The following is a 20,683-nucleotide window of genomic DNA, read 5'->3' as shown; positions in this document are numbered from 1 at the left end:
CCTTTAACGAATGGGGTTACGGTTTCCGTGTCCACAACTTTTACTAATTATATAATAATAGTAATTTGTGTTAACTTTAATTTACAAAAATATTTTTTAAAATTTTATAGTATGCCTATCTATAAAAAAAGCACTTGTTGCCTTTCGTAGACAATCAAGTGCTTTAAGTTCATATGTTTTTAAGTAGCATAAATTTGTAAGATTTATAAGATCTGTAAGTTTTGTATTAACATTACGACACCTTTTACATGCCATGACAACTACTAAGTTAAAATTGACGAGTTTGTACGGGTTCTTAGTTTAATATAACTTTCCATGTGATTATATTCATCACCCAGTAAAATGTCATCTCACCTAAGCTCGTACTTCGTTTTTTCGACGTACAATGAATTAGAGAATCTATTCAAAGTTGTATAAACTCTACCTACTAAATTAGGATTTTTTTGTTTATATAAAAACTTTGCAACAGAACCTTTAAACTAAACTTCAAATCCAATTACTATCCATTCATCAACAATGTCCCAAAAATTCATATTATATCTAGGCTCTTTATTCGTCCACCATAAAGTCGCATTATCATTATTAGAATTCTTATAATCTACTGCAACATAACCACCCATACCACTTTTAAAGAAACCAAAAGTAGTTTGTAAATCAATTTGTAAAGGTTCTTCTAACTCCTCAATAATACCCCATTCATCATCATCAAAAAAAGTTACATTTTCTAAAGGAACTAAACCCATAGATTGACTCGCATAAAAATAGAAACCATTATGAACAGTTCGATAAAAATTTCGTATTGTTGAAGGAATCTTATCCCAAGATTTTTCTAATTCTTCATTATTAAACTCATCTTTGGGATTTCCCCCTTCATAATATAGAATTTCCCCATTATCTGTTTTAATAGTGTATAAAATTGAATATCTACCATTTGTGTTCATAAGCTCTACTTCTTCAAGGTGCCTAGACAAATAAGAAATAGTGTTTCTTAATTCCACTCCTACTTGCTCTTTCCATATCGATAAAATACTCTCAACTCTCTTGTCTACATTTTCTTCTTGAAACAATTCATACCATGAATTTGGTATTTTCCCACTATCAAGTTTATTAATCTCATGGCATGATATAAGTTGTGCATTTCTTTTATATTTTCTTAAAAAACCAAGTTTTTGTTCCATAATTCTATCTCCTTTATTTATCTATATCCTTTTTATTTCCTTCAACAAAATCATCAATTTGTTTTTGTAATTTCATTTCTAATTCTTTTTCCTTCTTTATCATTTCTTCTCTAAACTTAGGATCAACTTCAATTTTTTCTTTCTTATAAATTGTCCAATCAGAATAAGATTTAGACCCCTTAGATTTATTGGCTGCTTCACTTAATCCTAGAAAATTCTCTTCATTATTTAAAACCTTAAGTTGTTGTTCTTTCGTTAATTTATCAAAATTTTCCATCTTTGCTATATTTTTCATTAATACGATATGATCAGCTTGAAGTCTGTCTGTAATATACTTACCAGGTAAAGCAGGGTCAGGCGTTCCTATTTTATCCTCAATGCCCTCATTAACTTTTTCCCGTAGCTTTGCAGTAGGCGTTCCATCTCTTAATTCATCATATAATTCCTTTGAGATTCTTCTTTCCCCGTATCGAGGAGGTGTTCCAATATCACCCGTACCCTTAACCCCTCCACTACCCTTAGCAAGTTGATAAGCGTCATCCTTAGCTGCCGTACTTGCCTTTGAAAACTTTCCAACTACTTCTCCAACAGTTGAAGATTCTATATAAGAAAGCTTCATTCCTATTCCAGTATCCTCCGTCCTAATTGCTGCTGGAATAGGAGTATTTTTCATAGCATCTAGTGCATTTTTTTAAGTCTTATTTTCCTTAAGCGATTGTACCACATTATTTCTACGCTAAAACGCAAAAAAGCACTTGTTGCCTTTAATTGACAATCAAGTGCTCTAAGTTCATCTGTTTTATAAGTAACATTAATCCGTCACTATTCTTTTTTCAATAGCCCAACTAAAGTTAGTTGATTTGGATATTTTACATATTTACTCGCTAATAATGCATTCCTTAATTTAACAGAGAATATTTTAAGATTTATTTTGCTCTTCATATTCTTTCATCTCTTCGAATTTTCTTCGCTCATTTTCATTACTCGGTTTCTTCCCTAAATATTTATATTCAAAATAATCCACTCGGTCATTCGGTCCAAAAGTAGATTGATACCATTTAGTATACCCATAATAAATTTTTAATTTCCCCTCAGATGTCACAATCACGTCAAAAGGTTTATAGACTTTGTATCAAAATTTTAAAAACCTTTTATTCAAAACCGATAACAATCCATTCATCTACAAAATCCCAAAAGTGAACATTATATTTAGGCTGACTCTTAGCTGACCAAAAAGTAGCATTGTTATTCTTACAATTTTCATAATCTATAGCTATGTAGCTCCCCATACCATTACTAAAGAATCCAAAAGATGTTTTTAAATTAATCTTTATTGGTTCTTCCAATTCATCTATAATCCCCCACTCTAAGTCATCATCCCCAAAGTAAGTTATAGCTTCTAATGGCATCAATCCCATCGATTCACTTGTGTAATCATAAAATCCATTATGAACATTTTCATAAAAGTCCCTAATAGATTCAGGAATTTCTCTCCATGAAGATTCTAATTCCTCATTATTAAAACTATCTTTAGGATTTCTTCCTTCATAATATAAATCTTCTCCACCTTGATTTTTTATTGTATACAAGATTGAATAGGTGTCCTCACTTATCATCAGTTCAATATCCTCAAGGTATTCTGATAAGTAAGCAATAGTATTAGATAAATTATTATCTACATATTTTTTCCATATACTTAAAATTTTCTTGATTCTCTTTTCTCTATTATGTTCACTAAATACTTCCACCCATAAATCAGGAATTAAAGATGCATTTATATTCTTAAATTCATTTGCATTAATCAATTGAATATCTTCATTATACTCTCTTAATATATCTAACTTAGAACTCATTTTTCCCCATCCTTTTTAATATTATTTTATATTATTCTTTTTTAAAATCATCAATTTGTTTTTGCAATATTCTTTCAAGCTGTTTTTCTCTTGTAATCTTCTTGCTCCTAAAGTCAAGACTAACTTCTATCTCATCTGGTGTTCCCTTTTTATAATGTGTCCATTCTTCATACGATTTAGATTGCTTTGAAGTGTTTGCAGATTTACTTAATCCTGTAAAGTTTTCTGGGTTATTTAATACTTCTAACTGTTGTTTTTCTGTTAAATTACCAAAACCATCCATACTTGCAATTCTGTCCATAGACACAATATGATCTGCTTCTAGTGAACCTATAAAAGTTTTTCCAGGAAGAGCCTGATCCTCCGTTTCTATCTTTTTATTGTGGCCTTTATTTACTTGTTTTCTTATTTTTGCTGTCGGTGTTTTTTTTCTTAATGCTTCATATTCTTCATCTGTAATCTTTCTCTCACCGTACCTAGGAGGAATTCCACTATCCCCCGTACCCTTAACCCCACCACTCTCCAAATTCGAGATCCTACTCTGAATACTCGCTTTTTAGGCATCATGGGCTTCTTGGAATTTCCCGCTATAGTTCGTTCCAGATCTAACGACACTTCCATCTGGCATTATTTCTACACCTTTAGCGAATGGGGTTACGGAGTCCACACCTTTTGCTAATGTATTTTCAATTATATAATACTAGCAATTTATGTTAGCCTTAATTCATAAAAAATTACTTTTTATAAATTCAACCCAAGTTTCTCGTTACCACATTTCTATATTATCTCAATCGTATCTTTTAAAGCTTCATTTACATTAATAGCCTTTTAAATAAAAAAACTGAAAGAGGATTTATCCACCTTCCAGTTTCTTCGTTCATTATTCTATCGGCCCCATAAATTGAGTAATTAAATAAACATGCTCGATAAGTTTGACTTTTTGTAAATTTTCTACTTTTTCTGGTCCACCTAGTGCAAGTAAAGGTGTGTAACCAAAACATTCATCAATTTCAAGCTTTCCGTATTTATTTAATGCCTCCTGATAATGCTTCCAACCCAATGCTTTCTCTAAAAAATAATCATCTTTCGTATTTTTAAAGAAAAACTTAAATTTTCCAGCTACTACATCTACCGTACCTTTTCGATACTTAAGTAATAATAAATAGTTATTTTCCCACACAAGAATATCTCCCATACCTGTTGTAAAAATTGGGATAGCTTCTTCATAACGAATATAACTTTCCTTTAATATATCTAAATATTTTTCTGGGTTTATTGCTCTTAAGTATCCATTTAACATACTCCCAAACCCATAACATTTCCATAAATCTATTATTTGATCTGGAACTTTCCCTGTATACTTTTCAATAACCTCTGTTGATGGTTTTTCGAAAGATATAAAATCATTTATATTTTCCATAGTATCCCCCTACTCCGATTTCAATCTAACATTAAGATATGTCAATTTTTTTTCTTCCTCTGATAAGGTGTCAGCAACTCGTCTAATTTCCTTATCCACATTACCAATCCTGCTTTTCCACTGCGAACCTATTGATGAATTAATTCTAGAATCACCCATGCCAGTTATTTTTAATGGATTTCCACCCGCAATTTGATCTGGGTCATGTAATGCAGCTTTATCCTTTATCCACTTTAAAGCTTGCTCTTCTGCTTCCCTAAATGAAAAACCTTCTTCCATAAATTCATCTATTTTATCTTGCACAGCTTGTTTTCGTGCTAATCTTTGAGCTGAATTTACTTGTTTTGATCTTCCATATTTTAAAAATTGGTTCCGATTCTGAATAAACTCATCAACTGTCAATTTTCCCAGTCCATCTTCTTGATTTTTTAATTGTCGTATAAACTCATCTTCATTATGTTTTGGATTACGTTTAAATTCGATTCCAATTTCGTCAGTACGCGAGCTATTATTACCCACTCCGCTAGTTTTATTACTTCCTTCTAATTTACTATGCCCATGAGCAAGTTGATAAGCATCATCCTTAGCTGCCGTACTTGCCTTTGAAAACTTTTCAGCTACTTCTCCAACAGTTGAAGATTCTACATAAGGAATCTTCACTCCTATTCCAGTATCCACCATCCTAACTGCTACTGGAATAGGAGTATTTTTCACAGCATCTAGTGCATTCTTTAAAGTCTTATTTTCCCTAGGCGATTGTACCACATTATTTCTACACTAAAACAAAAAAAGCACTTGTTGCCTGTAATCGACAATCAAGTACTTTAAGTTAATATATTTTTAAGTATCGCTAATTTTGTAAGTTTTGTAGTACAGTTTGACACCTTTTATATATCGTGGCAACTACTACGTTAAAACTTACGAGTTTGTACGAGTTCGTTAGTTTTATGTCCATCTCATGTGTTTATATTCACCACCATGTAAAATGTCATATCGCCTAAGCTCGTACTTCGTTTTCTATTCTATCATTGCACACAATACTCCATGATGGTACAACCATCATGAAGTATTTACTTTTTAACAGCTTATTCTTATTCTTTTTCTTTTTCGTTTACTTGTCTTATGTGAATTCTTTAATTTCTAACCCTAATTGTCTATACCTTTCAATACTAATTAACCCTCAAATTATAGATTTCCTGCTAACATTAAAAGGATCTACGTTATTTTCCTCTAACAAATCTTCAAATTTTTCTGTTCCGTATTTTACAAAACATTCATATTCCGACTGGGAAATAAAGAATGCTAACAAAATTTTACCATCTTGATCTTCACTTCCAGTACGTACATCACCATATTCTTCTGGAAAAGCGAATGGTTCAGTAAAGTAAACTGCACTTTTATTATATTTTTGAACAAATGATTTATCAATACTTTCAATACCACTAATTGCTGTTCCTCGTCCTATTTCTATTCCATTACCTATACAATAAAATAAAGCACTTGCAAGGATATACCCTGTACTATTAAATGCCCCATCAACTACCATTGAAATTTCAACATTATCCCCTACTATTTCTTCATATTTACTGAGTCCAAGTGTATTAAAAACTAAACATTCTTCAAATACATTTTCATATTTTAAAATTTGCATACTCGGAAGCTCTTCATTATTTTTAAAAACCTCTCGGTCTATTGGATCACCTAAATATTTACTATAATGGTCATAATAAAGCTCTCCGTAATTTATCATTCTTTTATCTCCCCTTTATATGTTCCTTCTATTCCTTCAAATTTATGACTTATATTACATTCATGACATTGAACCCTTAGTCGAGCATTATATTCATCCAATACTTCTTTTCGTGTTGGTTTTACTTCACCTGTTTTCATACTTACAACTCTTTCTGCCCAAGTATCTGGATAATGATCTAAGTCATATCCAATTCTTTTTACTGGTCCATTTTTAGTATTAATGGTAATACTATCTGGAATATCTTTTCCGCACGTGGGACAAATCATTTTTCCTGATGCATTTTTTGGTGCTTCACTTTCTGCTTTAACACGAGTACCTTTTCTAAAACTACTTCTCTTATACAAACTATCAGTTTTTTTAACTTTTGTACTACCTTCACCCGTACCCTTACTAGCAAGAGAAGCCTCTACACCCTTAATCTTATCATCTATAATCTTATTACTTTCTGTATGATGCTTATTCACCCAGCTTTGGAAATCTGTACCACCTTGCTTAGATATTAGTAAGCCATTTCCATCAACTTCAAAACTTGCCGATTTGGCTGTCCTATCATCTATGCTTTTGGCTATTTTTTCGCCAAATTGATACATCTTTTCATTTCCGGATTTCTCCATTTTAAGGCTCGCTAGTTTCAAACGGTCAAGCATAATAGCTTTATTATCACGCAATGATTGTACCACATTTCCACCCAAATTTGGATTAAAACCAGGCATTCCTTCTTTGAATTTTAATAATTTGGCTAAATCAGCTAATTCACTCGTCCCTTTGAATGCTTTTACTCCTTTTCCTACTGCTCCAACAACTGGGATTGCATCTAATCCGCCAAAAATGATGTTTCCTACCCGCTCTTCTTGGCTCAATTTCCTATGTGTTCCCCAGTCTTCTCCGTCGATACCGCTTTTTATTTGTACACCTCCGTATACTACTGCGGCAGCGGCCCCGAGTGGTGGACAAAGGATTGTTGTGATGATGATTCCTACGCCTATTCCTATGTCTCGCACCATTTCTAGTTTTTTCTGTTCATCTTCTATCGATTTGTATTCAAATCCTCGTGTGGATGGGACTACTTTCTTGTATTCTTCATAATTTAGTTTTGCATCTGGATTTTGTTTTTTTAGTTCTTTGTATTCTGCCCTAAGTACGTTATCAAATGCAGGAGAATCTCTAAAAATATCTTCTACTGTTATTTTATCTTTCTTCTTCTGTATTGTTTGTGGTACACTTCCGTAGCCTGCATGCGCACCTGGTAATACTGTCGTTGTTGTAGAGCCAATTCGGTTATTTGTTTCAAAACTGAGAATAGATGTATCTCTCATTTTTTGAGCGAATTTATCCATTTCTACTAAAAAAGGTTTATCTATATGTTCAGAGACTAATCGCCCTGCTTCTCCGCAATATTTTTGTAATGTCGAATAGCTATCAAGTAATTCCCCGATTTTTTGCGATTGATCTTTAGGATTAAAATGTATACTACCATCCGAGTCTAAATCTCGTATTCTTCCATCAATTCTTTTTAATGATTCATTTGCTTCCCGTAATTTTATGAGTGCATCTTTTGTAATTCGATTCATACCATCCCCCATGTTTTGCCATGGTTCAGGTCTATATTTCACATCCATCTCGTTTTCATCCCCCCAGCCGTATGGTGATTTCTACAACTTACTTAATATTTCACGTAATTGTTCGTCCTTTTCAAGCATTTCTACACATACATTTCCTACAACTGTCGCTGACCTAGAATAGTGTTCAGCCAATTCTAGTGTTTTGTGTAATATATCAGGATATTTTTCAATTACTCTCATCGCTTCACCTTTTTGATAAAAATCGCAGCTTAATAAACTCTCAATATTCGTTCCAATGACGTCTACATGGATTTTATATATATTTTCTAACTTCATTACTATATCAAGTAGTTCTTGAAAATTAACTAATACTTCTTCTCCACCACCAGAACCACTATCTCCCATTGATACTTGCATTATTGAATACCTCCTAACGAGAATTGTCTCGGGTCAATTAACTTTTTATATGGCATTTTTAACACGTCATACAATTTCTTATTAACCGCATAGAGGCTCACCCAGTCATATCGATTACGATCTACATCTATTTGAACGAAATCTTCTCCTTCAGTAAAATATAAGAAACATTCCCATTTTCCTCCTCTATTACTTCGAGGCCTCGTATACGTTTCTATCGCTATAACGTCTTTATTTGATAAATCTTTTTCCTCAAATGTTTGTTGTTCTGCCTCTGTCATTCTCTTTGAGAAAAATGTATCTTCTATTTCCCTTGGTTCTCTCAATAAGAAAGGAATGCGTGTTAATAATGAAAAATATACGTCCGGTTTTGGTATGTAGTCGATCTCGTATTTTTTATTTGGTTCTATTTCTGTTAATACAGCCACTCGGTCTTTATCCTCTTTTAAAAAGCCAATTAATACATTATTCATTCTCGTGTATTCATGACAATTTTCATATTCCTTTAATAGTTCAATTATTTGAAAAGCTGCAGGGGTAATTCCATTTTCACTTGTAAGTAGGCCTTTTTCTTTTAAACTCGTAGTTGCTTTCGTGACACATTCTGCATCAAGTAAAATAATTGCGTCACGGTTTGGCAATCCAAATATATCGGTAACCCCAGCTGCACCTGCGAGAACATATAATTCAGCAGGTGCAAAACTCATTTCTTTCCCCATTCTTTTATCCCTCGTTTCTCCATCACAGTTGTTTTATCTCCCTTACTTCCGATTTATCTCCGTACGTTTGAATGCTTTTATCTAACTCTTTCAAAGCTTTCGTATGTCCTTCAAATGCCTCTACCATTTCTGAATTATATTGAATGATCAAATCAAGATAACTTAAAAATGCATCTCTCGTTTTTCCATTCCATTTCGCACCTGTGACATATGCTTTTAAGTCTTTCGCTTGGTTTAAAGAATCCTTCATACCATTTTCAATGTTTTGTGCGTAAGAAATGGCACTTGCAGTGTTACTTCCTATAATTTCAACCTCTTTACCACTCATGTTGGTTCCCTCCATTCTTTGTATGCTTAATGGATAAGTTTTTCAAATTCCTTTTTCTTTTCTTCAAAAGCCTTGGTCGCTGCAGCGTATGCTGACGCTTTCTCCGATTCTGCTTTCGCTTTATATTCCAAATACTTTGCATAAGCTGTACTTTTTGCAGATCCAACATCGCTTAATGCACTTTTAAAATAGGATACTAATGTATGTAATTCTTCATCCTTTTCATGACGTTTTTGTTCAAATTCAACTGCCGGAATTTTATTAGCTTCTAAACCATTACTTTTACTCTCATAATCTCTCTTCGCTGATTCAGCATCTTGAATGAATTGCTTTAACTCTTTTTCTTTATCTTTTAAATAATCATGTAAATCATCATACCGATCTCGTTTCCTCGCACTTTCTGTAAAACCAGACGCATTTAAAAAAGCATTGTACAATTCATCTAACATCTTTCTCCCCCTTTAGCACAATAACTATGTAGTTAAATTCGTATATTTAAACATGAATATTCATTACATTAAGAATTAACAAATAATTATTTTTACATATTGCTATTTTATCAAAGGGATTTTAACATTTCCATATTTTATGAATGGCTTTCGCATTTTTCTTCAATAAAGTGAAACTTTAATCAATATGACTATGTATTTATGTGCAGAAATAATAAAAAACACTGCCAAGCGCAGTGTTTTTTATTATTACCTTTTATCCAATTCATTCGTATTAAATCCTTGCTTGAGAGTAAGACCAGTTCTTTCTTATTTCATCAACAACTATTTCTGGATAATCCCAATGAAGCGTACGAGTAGGCTCCCTGATTCGTTATACTATTTCTTGGGCTGTTTTGTTTCTATATTCATTCCAATATTTTGGCTCAGTCGCTCTTAAAAGAACAATAGAAAAAGGATCTGATATGAATATCAGATCCTTAACTTTAATTTCTTAATACATACATCTTTTTACACGATAACTGGTTCGTACGTGCTCAAATTATCATACTCAGTTTTTACAATACTAGGTGGAAGGTTAACACATCCTCAGATTCACCTTTTCTTGTAGCAGTGCATAATGTTTAATAAAATTAAAGCATATTTTTACTTACCAGACTTAATTTTTTCGTTATATTCTTCTAAAGTTAACCCTTTTTCTTTTAGATAAACGGCAACTTCTTTTCCTACATAACGATAGTGCCATGGCTCATACTTAATGCCAGTAATATTCTCTTTATCTTTTGGATAGCGGAGAGTAAATCCATATTCTGCAGCGTTCTTATCTAACCATTTGAATGCATCGGTAGTTTCAAATTTTGCATTTAAATCTTCTACAGTATTTTGCCATTCAACTGAAATAATGTCTAACGCTAATCCAGTATGATGTTCACTTGCACCAGGATACTGAAGATATTCCAATGCCTTAGCACTAGCCTCTTTATCCGACAAGCCTTGAGATTTATAGCTTTTAACTGAAGCATCATAATAAGTTTGTTGTAATTTTATAGCTCGATAACCTGATCTTAAATAAAGATTGATTCCCTCTTTTTTTGCAGCTGCTACCATATCCTGATAGGAAGTTGCAATTCTACTATCTATTTTCATATTTGGCTTCGCATTTTGGGTGATACTTGTTAATTCAATTCCTAGTTCCTTTGATAACATATGCTCTCTATTTACAAGGATAATTCTCCAATCATTAACATCAGAGATAGGTAAAACATCTTTTTTCTTCGCATGTATTTCATTTTTATTTTTATCGTTATTATTAGTAGTTGCCTGAGATGTTTGCTTTCCACTACAAGCAGCAAGACTCCATCCCATTGCTAATACCAATGCTAAAATTATAAATTTTTTAATTGTATCTCATTCCCTTTTTGTTTATTAGTCTTTATACCAATTTCCCAACACGTCTCTAGGAATCTCCTTGAAATCCTTCAAAGAAACGGGACCGACAAATTTTTTAATTCCATGTTTTTTAGAATTTTCATCCGAATAATCTTTTAAAAATTGAATTTTAAATTGTTTCTTACCATCGGCATAGTCGGTTACTGTCGGTACGATTGCCGCTTGTCGTATACCAAAAGTTTTATCTTCATACTTAACAAATTGTACATAAGATAATCCTCCAACTAATGTTTCTAATTTTTCTTGCGCAGAAATAAGATTTCCAAGAGAATAATAGATTAGCGTTTCATGTCCATCTTTATTTTGTTTCCACTCAATTGGTTGAATTACATGTGGATGATTTCCAATTACTACATCTACACCTAAATCTGTTAAATATTGAGCAACTTCTTTTTGTTGCTTTGAAGGTGTTGAGGTATATTCTACTCCCCAATGCACCATAACAATCACCATATCAGAGCTACTCTTTGCCTTTTCCACATCATTTTGTATCGCTTTTTTATCAATTAAATTTAAAGCCCAAGACTTATCAGCTGGAATTTTAATTCCATTCGTACCATATGTATAATTTAGTAACGCAAAACGAATACCATTTTTTGTAATCGTTTTTATTTCATTACGCTCGTTTTTACTCTCATTAATACCTACCGGGATAACATCCGGATATTTCTTCCAGTATTCTCTTGTATTCGCAACACCTTTAATACCCATATCCATAGCGTGATTTGTCGCTTGCGTCACTATATTGAATCCAGTGTCCACTAAAGATTGGCCTACTTCTTCAGGTGTATTGAAAGTCGGATATCCCTGTACTTTTAAATTATTTCCGGCAATCGGAGTCTCCTGGTTCACTATAGCAAGATCACTTGATTTAACAGCTTTTTTGATATTTTCATAAATATAATTATAATCATATGAACCGTCTTTTTGTTTGCCATCTTTAATTACTGCGTCATGATATAAATTATCACCCGTAGCTATTAAATTCACAACCGATTGTACTTTTTTGTCTTCCGTAAAATTAGGAGACTGTTGGATAGGGCTTTTATCTACCCAATTCGGTGCTTTTAACGATGTATCTATATTGGATTCAGCCGGTGGTAATGAAGCTTTAGACGTCTTAACATCTGTATTACCACAAGCGGTTAAAAGCACTAAAAAAATAAGACATACTAAAAAAAACTTTTTACTTCTCTGTAAAGTATCTAACATGTGATCCTCTTTTCTGTTTTATTCCTTATAACCAGTTCTAACAAATCATTCTTTAAAACAACGTATTTTGGTTTTACCCTTAATTATGGAAGGACACTCTGTTACACCTGCTTCGGAATATACTAATAATTGTTTTCCGCTTTCTAGCAATCTATCGATTCCATCAGAAGTGATAGGTTACTAGAAAAAGATGATCCATCAGGATGTCGACTAGTTTGATATACCTATTCCAATTGCAATAACTCGTTTAATATTTAAACAAGATAGGAGAATCGTTCATATAGCCTCTTCTCTCGCTTTATGTTTAAGGTGCCTCCAAAAAAGGGATCGTTGCTGTACCCCTTTACATAGTGCGAAATTTTTGTAACTAATTTCTTTCATTCAAGCGACAAACATTATACCGATAACAATAAGTAAGACCCAAGAACTTATTTTACCAATATACGAAAAAAGTAGCAATCTTTTGTCCCATATAAAGAAGCCCATTAGGAGAAATGAACGAGAGATTCATTCTATTCAATTCCTGCATTGATTAATAAAAAAACAAGCCACCCAACTATTGGATGGCTCTATACTATAAAGAGAATTTGTTATTGGATTACTTCAATTTCCCTTCAAAAACAATCTTCCTACCGCACGGTTCAACTACTGTTTTGCCGTCTTTTTTTACTTCATGAAAGATTGGCTCTTCCATACGACGAGACGGAGCGTAGCCTTCTTGTTCCATACGTGCTAAGCAGTCTGTAATTGTTTCATTTTCAAGTACTTCAAATTTCTTTTTATTAGGTTGTTTTGTCATGCCCTAACCTACTTTCTATTTTTCTTGATGCAAATTGATTTTTCATGTAGACCATATATAACATTGCGAGAATTCCCATTATAATCATAACCGCAATAAAAAAGCTTGTATACTGTATTTTTTCTATAAATACGCCGCCTAATACAGGTCCCATAATACTTCCTAAACTAAAAGCGATTCCGGATAATATATTACCTGCCGGTAGTAAATGTCTCGGTAATAAATCAGTCATAAATCCAAGCCCTAAAGAGAAGCACGATCCAATAACCATACCCGCTAAAAGCATGCAGGCAAAGACGATCCAGTAATATTGATCAAATACGGCGGCAAGTAGAAAAATGCCCGTACTTATGCTAAACGTCCACGTTAATATACGGTCCCTTCCGTATTTATCACTCAATATACCGAGCGGAATTTGTGTAATAATACCCCCAACTGCAAATGCTGGTAATAAGAAGGATACATCTGAAACAGACCACCCTTTACGAAGTGCGTATACTGGTAAGTTACTGTTTAGCATTGCTTCAAGTACGCCATATGCAAGTGGTCCTAGCAGTGCAATCCATCCTAATCCAACAACTTGTTTATAACGAGAAAATGATGATTCACTCTTTACTTCTCTTTCATCTTGCGCTGGGAATGCATTTTTTGTTGGAAGTAGTAAAAGCCAACCTATTAGACAAAGTATAGTAGATATAATAAATGGCGTTGCAAGACCGTACTGCACAGTGCTTGCTAAATACGGGCCAACGGCAAAACCAATTCCGAAGAATACACCGTATATCGATACTTGTCTCCCTATTTTACTTGGGTCTGATGTTGTCGTGATCCACGTTTGTGTTCCGACATGAAGCATATGATCTCCGACTCCAACTAGAAATCTAAGGATAAACCATACCCAAAACGAAAATGTTTGTGTAAAAAAGAATAATGAAATAATAACGAGAAACCCACCTATAACAATAATCGGCTTCATTCCAAACCTTTGCATCGGTTTTTCAAGAAACGGCGAAATGACTAATATCCCAATGTACAATGCCGTCGCATGAATACCATTAATACTTGAACTAACCCCTTCTTGTTCAAAAATCATTGCAATGGCAGGTAAGAGCATTCCTTGTGATAAACCCGAGATTGCTACAATCCCAACCATAATCCAAAAAGTAAAACGCATTGACATCCCTTTCCCTCTCCTTCTCACGCTTCCACTTTTCATTATAAACTGTTTCTGCAAATGCGTGTACGAATATTCGCAATAAAAAACAAGCTAAAAGAATGAATCTTTTAGCTTGTTACCTTATCCTTCCCAAACTTGTGCTTTCACATTGTTATGAAATTGCTTAAAGTATGGATGTTTATAAAAAGCAGTTTCATATAAGTATTGCTGTGCGTTAGCGATTGGTGGCTGCGGATATTGCATTTGTAAAGGAACTACAGCTGGCGAAACTTGCATATACAGCGGTTTTATCATCATTTTTGTATATGCGTAATGATTATATGGCGAATAAGCGATGAAAAATGGTTGATGCATTGATAATCTCCCCTTTAACATACAAATGTTATAGTATATGCAATACTGCTCATTTCGGGGATTATTTCTGTTCTAACCAATTCTCTACATGTTTTATAAATACATCTAAACAATCAATAAACGGCGAGTGTCCGCAATCTTCTAATACCTTCAACTCTGCATTTGGCAAATGTTTCGCTAATTCCTCACCGACTACTTGCGGAACGACATAATCTCTATCGCCTTGTATGACGAGTGTTGGCGCTTTAATACGATGAATTTGTTTACTTCCCTCTACAACCCCATTATGTTCATCTGAAATATTAAATGTAATGAGCGCATAATTCACATCTACGAAATTACGTTGCGTTAACATATCATCTAAATACTTTTCATAACGGTCCGGTTCAGGTTGATTATGTGTATATATTAATAGATTCCATACTGTACGGTAATATAGTTTGTTCATATTTTTTATCGCGTCTAATACTGGAGCAATTTGTACTGGATCTTGCGCAATTTCTTCTTTCGTCTTTACTAAACTTGATACAATTGGCTGCCCATTCGTATCTTTTTTAAAGATTGGGTAACCTTTCATTCCTACTGATTCTACTAAAATTAACTTTTCTACAAAATTTGGGTGATTCGCTGTAAATTGCATCGCAACGCCACCGCCCATTGACCAGCCCATTAATGAGAATTTCTCTAGCTTTAACTCGTCGATAAATAATTTTACATCTTCTGCAAAGTCTTGTAATGAATCTATCGATTGATTATACGTTGATTGTCCAAACCCTCTTAAATCAAGAGCGTAAATATGGTATTGATCTTGCAACTTTTCAATAACTAAATCCCAATGTTGTGACGATGTCATGTTCCCGTGAATGAGTACAAGAATATCTGTATTTCGCCTTCCAACTTCCTGATATGCAATCGTTTCTCCGTTCGATAGTGAAACAAACTCCATTGTTGCAGGCTTAATCATCACAAGTTCCCCCATTCTATTTAATAGAAAGAAAATTCTTTACTTAATTAAAGAATAGCACGTAGAATGTACGTTCGCAACATAAAACCTATAAGAATTTTTTACATAAATCAACATGTCTATTACTAGACAATTATTATAAAAAAGTATATAGTTAGCTAGGTAACTAATTTGAAAGGATCAAAATACATGGACGAAAAACAACATTTTTTTCACATCGTCAGCCAGACTTCTCGAAAGTTTACGAAGAAATTTAATGAACGTGTATCTCCAACAGGGTTATTTAGTGCGCAATGGGCTGTTATTTTCCGCATTAATCAAACTGGTTCTTGTACGCAAACAGAATTGTGCCAGTATTTAAATGTTGAATCACCAACGATGACTCGTACGTTAACACGTATGGAAACGATGGGATGGATTATTCGTACAGAAGGTAAAGATCGCCGTGAGAAGCTCATTTCTTTATCCGAAACAGCGATAAAGATGATTCCAATATGGCAAGAAGAAGTTGATACTTTCGAAGAAAAAACGCTAGAAGGTATTAACGAAGATGATTTACATCAAGCATTTCAAGTGTTACAACAAATTATTAAAAATTTAGATTAAATTGGAGGGATGACGATGCAAAGTGAGAAACTTTGGACGAAGGATTTCCTCGGAACTTGTTTTAGTAGTCTATTTCTCTTCTTAACATTTTACATGCTTATGACTACTCTGCCTGTCTATGTAATAGACGGCCTAAAAGGAAAACCTGAGGAAATTGGTTTAGTTGCAACTGTGTTTCTTATTTCTTCTGTTTTATGTAGACCATTCACAGGAAAATGGCTCGATGATTTAGGAAGAAAGAAAATATTATTTATTTCACTTTCATTATTTTTAGCCGCTACTGTTATGTATTTCGGTGCGCAAAGTTTATTCTTATTACTTGCCCTTCGCTTCTTACACGGTATTGGGTTCGGGATGGCAACGACAGCTACTGGTACGATCGTAACTGATGTTGCGCCAGCTCATCGACGAGGCGAAGCACTTGCATATTTCGGCGTATTTATGAGTCTGCCGATGGTAATTGGTCCTTTTTTAGGTTTAACAATTATTTCTCATTTTTCGTTTACTGTGTTATTTATCGTTTGTTCCGTATTTTCATTACTTGCATTTTTATTAGGACTACTTGTAGATATTCCACACGAAGCACCTGTTAGCAAACAAAAACGTGAAAAAATGAAATGGAAAGACTTAATCGAACCATCTTCTATTCCAATTGCACTTACAGGATTTGTTTTAGCCTTTTCTTATAGTGGTATTTTATCCTTTATTCCTATTTATGCGAAAGAACTCGGTTTAAGTGAAATTGCAAGTTACTTCTTTATTTTATACGCACTTGTTGTTGTCATTTCTCGTCCATTTACAGGAAAGATTTTTGATCGCTTCGGTGAAAATGTACTCGTTTACCCTGCTATCATTATTTTCACAATCGGAATGTTCATATTAAGCCAAGCACAAACTTCATTTTGGTTCCTTGGCGCAGGTATGCTAATCGGTTTAGGTTACGGAACATTAATTCCGAGTTTCCAAACGATTGCGATTTCTGCCGCTCCAAACCATAGACGTGGTTCTGCGACAGCTACGTATTTCTCATTCTTTGATAGTGGTATTGGCTTTGGTTCTTTCATTTTAGGTATTGTCGCAGCGAAATCCAGTTATCATAATATGTATTTTATCGCAGCTATTATCGTTGCGTTCACTTTACTTTTATATTATGGATTACACGGACGAAAACAAAAATTCAAGAAACAACCTACAGACGGAAAAATTTCCGCTTAACGTTAATAAGGAAAGTAAACTTCCCCGTTTACTTTCCTTATTTTGTATTTCTTTCAAGACGAGCGTATACTTATAGTAGAAATAAAAAGGAGGGCCATATATGAAACTAAAAAAATCTCCCCTACTCTTACTTATACTAACATTCATATTTGTAATTACAGGGCTTGGGTTTACTTACTTCAAACAAAATAAAACGACCCCATCAAAACATAATGTGACAAAAGAAAACTGGTTAAATGACCCTTACTTACGTTGGTCATATACTCATATGAAAGAATTCACTTTAGTTAATAACGTAAAAAACAATCCTGACCAAATTGCTCACTTCCCTTCCGCATTGCAAAACTTAGACGATTTTGCTGTGGAGCGTAGATTCGGAAATACAACTCCTCTAAAAAAACTTTTAGATGATAACAAAACAGATGCTTTTGTCGTTGTACATAATGGACAACTTGTTTACGAACGATATTTCAATGGGTATAAACAGAATGAACCTCATGGTATGGCATCATTAGCAAAAGTCTTTACCGGGGCAATTATACAATCTCTCGCTGAAGAAAAACGTATTGACTTAGAAAAAACAGCTGACACTTACATAAAAGAATTAAAAAACACACCGTTCGGTAATGCCACACTTCAGCAATTAATGGACATGCAAGTGTCAGCAGAATACCCGACCCACGGATATGAGCAGCCTGGGCTAGAAAATCAAGATGCACAATTATATTTAGCTACCAATATTTTACCCCGCGGCAAAAACTACGACGGTCCGATGAAAATTTATGATATGTTACGAGAAGCCGAAGAAACTGCACCGCCTGGTTCTTCCTTTTCTTACAATAACGGATCAACAGAAACGCTCGCTTGGATTATTAAAACTATTACTGGTAGATCACTAGCTGAAAATGTAAGTGAACGAATTTGGTCTCAAATTGGTATGGAAGAAAACGCGTATTACGTTACAGATGAAACAAAAGTAGAACAAGCTAGTGCTGGATTAAATGCAACTGCTAGAGATATGGCGAGATTTGGGCAATTACTATTAAACAACGGGGAATATAATGGAAAACAAATTCTCCCTTCTTCTATTACTGAAGTTATAAAAAATGTCCAAGAAGGTGAACTTGCAATTGGCCCTGGAGCTTCTATTTCTTATCATAATCAATGGTGGATTCCCCACAATGAACAAGGTGCTTTCGAAGTGTTAGGTAGTTACGGACAAACACTTTACATCGATCCGAAAGCAAATATGGTAATCGCCCACTTCTCTTCTAACGCAACGCCAAGTAATGAAATACATTCGGTTTACTCAAATATGTATGTTGATATTGCACATTATTTAGAAAAGCTTCCACAGTAGTGGAAGCTTTTTCTTGTTGGGATATTTTATTTATACTCCTACATATTAGAAGATACTGAAAGAATAACTGCTTAAAACACGCCTATCAAAATTTATATAAGCAGTTTACATGTTTAATTAAGTGTTTAACTAATACATCCACACCTTTTGGAGAATTCGTTAAAACACTTCCCTTACAAAGATTGTCTGTTCATATTGGTCGAAAATTTCTTCTATAGATGAAAATAAAGTTTCTTCCGGGATGATGAACTTTATTTTTTGACCATTTTGCAACAGTTGTTTTGAAGCCAGCTAGTAACCTTTCTCTATACTATCCCTATAAGTGCTACCCCATTTCCAACCGTTTTTCTTCTAGTATATTAAAAGCAGAATTTGATACGAGGCTCTATATCAATCTATCAATAAATTACCACTCTATAAATATCTGAATTTTCTTTACATTGAAGGTTATCTCCTAAACAACCTCGAATAATTGTAATACATATACATAAGGAGGTTGATCTATTTTGTTTCGTTCCTTTACAAATGGTTGCGTCGCCTTAGTGCAACGCTTCTTGCCAGAACCGTTTATTTTATCATGTTTACTAACTGTTTTCGTTATCTTCTTTGGTATGTTTGCGACTCACCAAACACCTGTAGAAATGATTAATCACTGGGGTAATGGAATTTGGGGACTCCTCGCCTTTTCTATGCAAATGGCACTTGTACTCGTGACTGGATCTGCTTTAGCAAATGCTCCTCTTATTAAAAAAGGATTAACGAAAGCTGCCAGACTACCAAAAACGAATGGACAAGGCATTATTGCCATTTCAATTGTAAGTTTACTTGGTGCATACATAAACTGGGGCTTTGGAATTGTTGTATCTGTTTTATACGCAAAAGAAGTGGCAAGGCAGCTGGACGGATTAGATTATAGACTAGCAATCGCCTCTTCTTACTCTGGATTTCTCATTTGGCATGCCGGTCTTTCTGCCTCTATCCCTCTTACGTTAGCAACAGGCGGTGAAACGTTAATTAAAACGACTGCTGGCAGTATTAAAGAAGCTATTCCAATAACAGAAACGTTATTCTCACCATACGCTCTCGTTCCAGTTATTATTTTTCTCGTTACGATGCCTCTCATCAATAAAGCGATGCATCCAGATGAAAAACATACGATTACAGTAGATCCTAGCGTGTTCCATGAAGAAGCTGCTGCTCAAGAAGTAGAAAAAAATACGTTCGCTGAAAAGATGGAAAATAGCATTATTATTACACTTTGCGTTGGATTGTTAGGTCTCATCTATATTTTCAATTACTTTTATACGAAAGGTTTTAACCTTACTCTCGATATCGTGATTTTTATGTTATTAATTGCAGGCCTTATTTTCCACCGTACTCCGATTCAGTATATTCGTGCTTTTTCAGACTCTACGAAAAGTGCTTCTGGCATTTTACTTCAATTTCCGTTTTACGCAGGAATTATGGGCATGATGATTGGAGCAAATAGTGAAGGACTTTCACTTGGAGGAGCTATTTCTAATTTCTTTATTAGCATTTCAAATGAAACGACTTTTCCGCTCTTTACATTTTTAAGTGCTGGCATTGTTAACATTTTCGTTCCATCTGGCGGCGGTCAATGGGCTGTGCAAGCACCAATTATGATTCCAGCTGGCGCTGAACTTGGTGTACCTGCTGCAAAAACAGCAATGGCAATTGCATGGGGCGATGCTTGGACGAATTTAATTCAACCTTTCTGGGCATTACCAGCATTAGCGATAGCTGGTTTAGGTGCTCGTGACATTATGGGATTTTGTGTTGTGAACTTACTATATGCGGGTTTCATCATTAGTCTATGCTTCTTATTTATTTAAACGAAAAGCTAGTTT

Annotated in this window: 20 protein-coding genes and 4 pseudogenes; 4 read left to right on the top strand and 20 right to left on the bottom strand. The window is 34.1% G+C overall.

The window, feature by feature from the left end:
• Positions 1-479: 479 nt before the first annotated feature.
• The 20 genes and pseudogenes from GBN78_RS17645 to phaZ form a co-directional block, all read right to left on the bottom strand.
• Complete coding sequence (locus tag GBN78_RS17645) at positions 480-1,178, bottom strand: SMI1/KNR4 family protein (RefSeq protein WP_000435838.1); 699 nt, start codon at positions 1,176-1,178, stop codon at positions 480-482.
• A 13-nt stretch (positions 1,179-1,191) separates the two neighbouring features.
• On the bottom strand, positions 1,192-1,665 hold the full coding sequence (locus GBN78_RS17640) for a hypothetical protein (protein WP_128267224.1): 474 nt from the start codon (positions 1,663-1,665) through the stop codon (positions 1,192-1,194).
• A pseudogene (locus GBN78_RS31025) lies at positions 1,665-1,905 on the bottom strand (AHH domain-containing protein); the annotation flags it as partial. The gene GBN78_RS17640 and the pseudogene GBN78_RS31025, both read right to left, overlap by 1 nt.
• A gap of 192 nt (positions 1,906-2,097) precedes the next feature.
• Positions 2,098-2,292: pseudogene (locus GBN78_RS17630) on the bottom strand (immunity protein YezG family protein); the annotation flags it as partial.
• 37 nt (positions 2,293-2,329) lie between these two features.
• Entirely contained in the window at positions 2,330-3,031 is a 702-nt protein-coding gene (locus GBN78_RS17625) for an SMI1/KNR4 family protein (RefSeq protein ID WP_000095661.1), read from the bottom strand.
• A 490-nt stretch (positions 3,032-3,521) separates the two neighbouring features.
• Positions 3,522-3,698 (bottom strand): annotated as a pseudogene (locus tag GBN78_RS31020) (hypothetical protein); the annotation flags it as partial.
• Between the two features lie 213 nt (positions 3,699-3,911).
• Positions 3,912-4,451 carry a T6SS immunity protein Tdi1 domain-containing protein gene (locus GBN78_RS17615; protein WP_152127571.1) on the bottom strand — a complete coding sequence of 180 codons (540 nt, stop codon included), beginning with the start codon at positions 4,449-4,451 and terminating at the stop codon, positions 3,912-3,914.
• 9 nt (positions 4,452-4,460) lie between these two features.
• A pseudogene (locus GBN78_RS17610) lies at positions 4,461-5,219 on the bottom strand (polymorphic toxin type 15 domain-containing protein); the annotation flags it as partial.
• A gap of 412 nt (positions 5,220-5,631) precedes the next feature.
• Positions 5,632-6,201, bottom strand: a complete 570-nt coding sequence (locus GBN78_RS17605; RefSeq protein ID WP_000611567.1) for a suppressor of fused domain protein — start codon at positions 6,199-6,201, stop codon at positions 5,632-5,634.
• Positions 6,198-7,823 carry a GH-E family nuclease gene (locus GBN78_RS17600; RefSeq protein ID WP_152127570.1) on the bottom strand — a complete coding sequence of 542 codons (1,626 nt, stop codon included), beginning with the start codon at positions 7,821-7,823 and terminating at the stop codon, positions 6,198-6,200. Before GBN78_RS17600 ends, GBN78_RS17605 begins: the two co-directional genes overlap by 4 nt.
• A 33-nt stretch (positions 7,824-7,856) precedes the next feature.
• Entirely contained in the window at positions 7,857-8,183 is a 327-nt protein-coding gene (locus GBN78_RS17595; RefSeq protein WP_001198201.1) for a hypothetical protein, read from the bottom strand.
• Positions 8,183-8,902 carry a DUF5081 family protein gene (locus GBN78_RS17590; protein ID WP_000514121.1) on the bottom strand — a complete coding sequence of 240 codons (720 nt, stop codon included), beginning with the start codon at positions 8,900-8,902 and terminating at the stop codon, positions 8,183-8,185. Before GBN78_RS17590 ends, GBN78_RS17595 begins: the two co-directional genes overlap by 1 nt.
• 22 nt (positions 8,903-8,924) lie before the next feature.
• The gene (locus GBN78_RS17585; protein WP_000014537.1) at positions 8,925-9,230 is read right to left on the bottom strand and encodes a WXG100 family type VII secretion target; all 306 of its coding nucleotides are present in this window, start codon (positions 9,228-9,230) and stop codon (positions 8,925-8,927) included.
• A 26-nt stretch (positions 9,231-9,256) separates the two neighbouring features.
• Entirely contained in the window at positions 9,257-9,679 is a 423-nt protein-coding gene (locus tag GBN78_RS17580; protein WP_152127569.1) for a hypothetical protein, read from the bottom strand.
• Between the two features lie 645 nt (positions 9,680-10,324).
• The gene (locus tag GBN78_RS17575; RefSeq protein WP_000241986.1) at positions 10,325-11,056 is read right to left on the bottom strand and encodes a M15 family metallopeptidase; all 732 of its coding nucleotides are present in this window, start codon (positions 11,054-11,056) and stop codon (positions 10,325-10,327) included.
• Between the two features lie 48 nt (positions 11,057-11,104).
• The gene (locus tag GBN78_RS17570) at positions 11,105-12,340 is read right to left on the bottom strand and encodes a CapA family protein (protein WP_000887599.1); all 1,236 of its coding nucleotides are present in this window, start codon (positions 12,338-12,340) and stop codon (positions 11,105-11,107) included.
• A gap of 598 nt (positions 12,341-12,938) precedes the next feature.
• On the bottom strand, positions 12,939-13,139 hold the full coding sequence (locus tag GBN78_RS17565; protein WP_000166303.1) for an NETI motif-containing protein: 201 nt from the start codon (positions 13,137-13,139) through the stop codon (positions 12,939-12,941).
• Positions 13,123-14,319, bottom strand: a complete 1,197-nt coding sequence (locus GBN78_RS17560; protein ID WP_000062798.1) for an MFS transporter — start codon at positions 14,317-14,319, stop codon at positions 13,123-13,125. The genes GBN78_RS17565 and GBN78_RS17560 overlap by 17 nt, the downstream gene beginning before the upstream one ends.
• Before the next feature lie 117 nt (positions 14,320-14,436).
• Positions 14,437-14,670 (bottom strand): hypothetical protein, encoded by a 234-nt coding sequence (locus tag GBN78_RS17555; RefSeq protein WP_000554159.1) that lies wholly within the window; start codon positions 14,668-14,670, stop codon positions 14,437-14,439.
• A gap of 61 nt (positions 14,671-14,731) precedes the next feature.
• A complete protein-coding gene (gene phaZ, locus GBN78_RS17550; RefSeq protein WP_025708756.1) occupies positions 14,732-15,634 on the bottom strand; it encodes an intracellular short-chain-length polyhydroxyalkanoate depolymerase in 903 nt (300 codons plus the stop codon).
• A gap of 189 nt (positions 15,635-15,823) precedes the next feature.
• Here phaZ and GBN78_RS17545 point away from each other — a divergent pair, with 189 nt between their 5' ends.
• The 4 genes from GBN78_RS17545 to GBN78_RS17530 all read left to right on the top strand — a co-directional run bounded on the left by GBN78_RS17545 (position 15,824) and on the right by GBN78_RS17530 (position 20,668).
• A complete protein-coding gene (locus GBN78_RS17545; protein WP_000343675.1) occupies positions 15,824-16,240 on the top strand; it encodes a MarR family winged helix-turn-helix transcriptional regulator in 417 nt (138 codons plus the stop codon).
• Positions 16,241-16,255: 15 nt separating this feature from the next.
• The gene (locus GBN78_RS17540) at positions 16,256-17,455 is read left to right on the top strand and encodes an MFS transporter (protein ID WP_001190318.1); all 1,200 of its coding nucleotides are present in this window, start codon (positions 16,256-16,258) and stop codon (positions 17,453-17,455) included.
• Positions 17,456-17,555: 100 nt separating this feature from the next.
• Entirely contained in the window at positions 17,556-18,815 is a 1,260-nt protein-coding gene (locus GBN78_RS17535) for a serine hydrolase domain-containing protein (protein WP_152127568.1), read from the top strand.
• A 506-nt stretch (positions 18,816-19,321) separates the two neighbouring features.
• Entirely contained in the window at positions 19,322-20,668 is a 1,347-nt protein-coding gene (locus GBN78_RS17530; RefSeq protein ID WP_000490013.1) for a short-chain fatty acid transporter, read from the top strand.
• Positions 20,669-20,683: the final 15 nt, after the last annotated feature.

Origin of the sequence: Bacillus sp. B2-WWTP-C-10-Post-4 (assembly GCF_009183805.1) — a bacterium.
In the GTDB taxonomy this organism is placed as follows: domain Bacteria; phylum Bacillota; class Bacilli; order Bacillales; family Bacillaceae_G; genus Bacillus_A; species Bacillus_A cereus.
This window is presented reverse-complemented; position numbering and strand designations above follow the sequence as displayed.

Excerpts from the sequence above, each read along its gene's own strand:
- GBN78_RS17625 (WP_000095661.1), bottom strand. The coding sequence starts at position 3,031 with ATGAGTTCTAAGTTAGATATATTAAGAGAGTATAATGAAGATATTCAA.
- GBN78_RS17605 (WP_000611567.1), bottom strand. The coding sequence starts at position 6,201 with ATGATAAATTACGGAGAGCTTTATTATGACCATTATAGTAAATATTTA.
- GBN78_RS17580 (WP_152127569.1), bottom strand. The coding sequence starts at position 9,679 with ATGTTAGATGAATTGTACAATGCTTTTTTAAATGCGTCTGGTTTTACA.
- GBN78_RS17540 (WP_001190318.1), top strand. The coding sequence starts at position 16,256 with ATGCAAAGTGAGAAACTTTGGACGAAGGATTTCCTCGGAACTTGTTTT.
- GBN78_RS17595 (WP_001198201.1), bottom strand. The coding sequence starts at position 8,183 with ATGCAAGTATCAATGGGAGATAGTGGTTCTGGTGGTGGAGAAGAAGTA.
- GBN78_RS17535 (WP_152127568.1), top strand. The coding sequence starts at position 17,556 with ATGAAACTAAAAAAATCTCCCCTACTCTTACTTATACTAACATTCATA.
- phaZ (WP_025708756.1), bottom strand. The coding sequence starts at position 15,634 with ATGATTAAGCCTGCAACAATGGAGTTTGTTTCACTATCGAACGGAGAA.
- GBN78_RS17570 (WP_000887599.1), bottom strand. The coding sequence starts at position 12,340 with ATGTTAGATACTTTACAGAGAAGTAAAAAGTTTTTTTTAGTATGTCTT.
- GBN78_RS17615 (WP_152127571.1), bottom strand. The coding sequence starts at position 4,451 with ATGGAAAATATAAATGATTTTATATCTTTCGAAAAACCATCAACAGAG.
- GBN78_RS17560 (WP_000062798.1), bottom strand. The coding sequence starts at position 14,319 with ATGTCAATGCGTTTTACTTTTTGGATTATGGTTGGGATTGTAGCAATC.
- GBN78_RS17565 (WP_000166303.1), bottom strand. The coding sequence starts at position 13,139 with ATGACAAAACAACCTAATAAAAAGAAATTTGAAGTACTTGAAAATGAA.
- GBN78_RS17590 (WP_000514121.1), bottom strand. The coding sequence starts at position 8,902 with ATGGGGAAAGAAATGAGTTTTGCACCTGCTGAATTATATGTTCTCGCA.
- GBN78_RS17555 (WP_000554159.1), bottom strand. The coding sequence starts at position 14,670 with ATGCATCAACCATTTTTCATCGCTTATTCGCCATATAATCATTACGCA.
- GBN78_RS17585 (WP_000014537.1), bottom strand. The coding sequence starts at position 9,230 with ATGAGTGGTAAAGAGGTTGAAATTATAGGAAGTAACACTGCAAGTGCC.
- GBN78_RS17600 (WP_152127570.1), bottom strand. The coding sequence starts at position 7,823 with ATGGATGTGAAATATAGACCTGAACCATGGCAAAACATGGGGGATGGT.
- GBN78_RS17645 (WP_000435838.1), bottom strand. The coding sequence starts at position 1,178 with ATGGAACAAAAACTTGGTTTTTTAAGAAAATATAAAAGAAATGCACAA.
- GBN78_RS17545 (WP_000343675.1), top strand. The coding sequence starts at position 15,824 with ATGGACGAAAAACAACATTTTTTTCACATCGTCAGCCAGACTTCTCGA.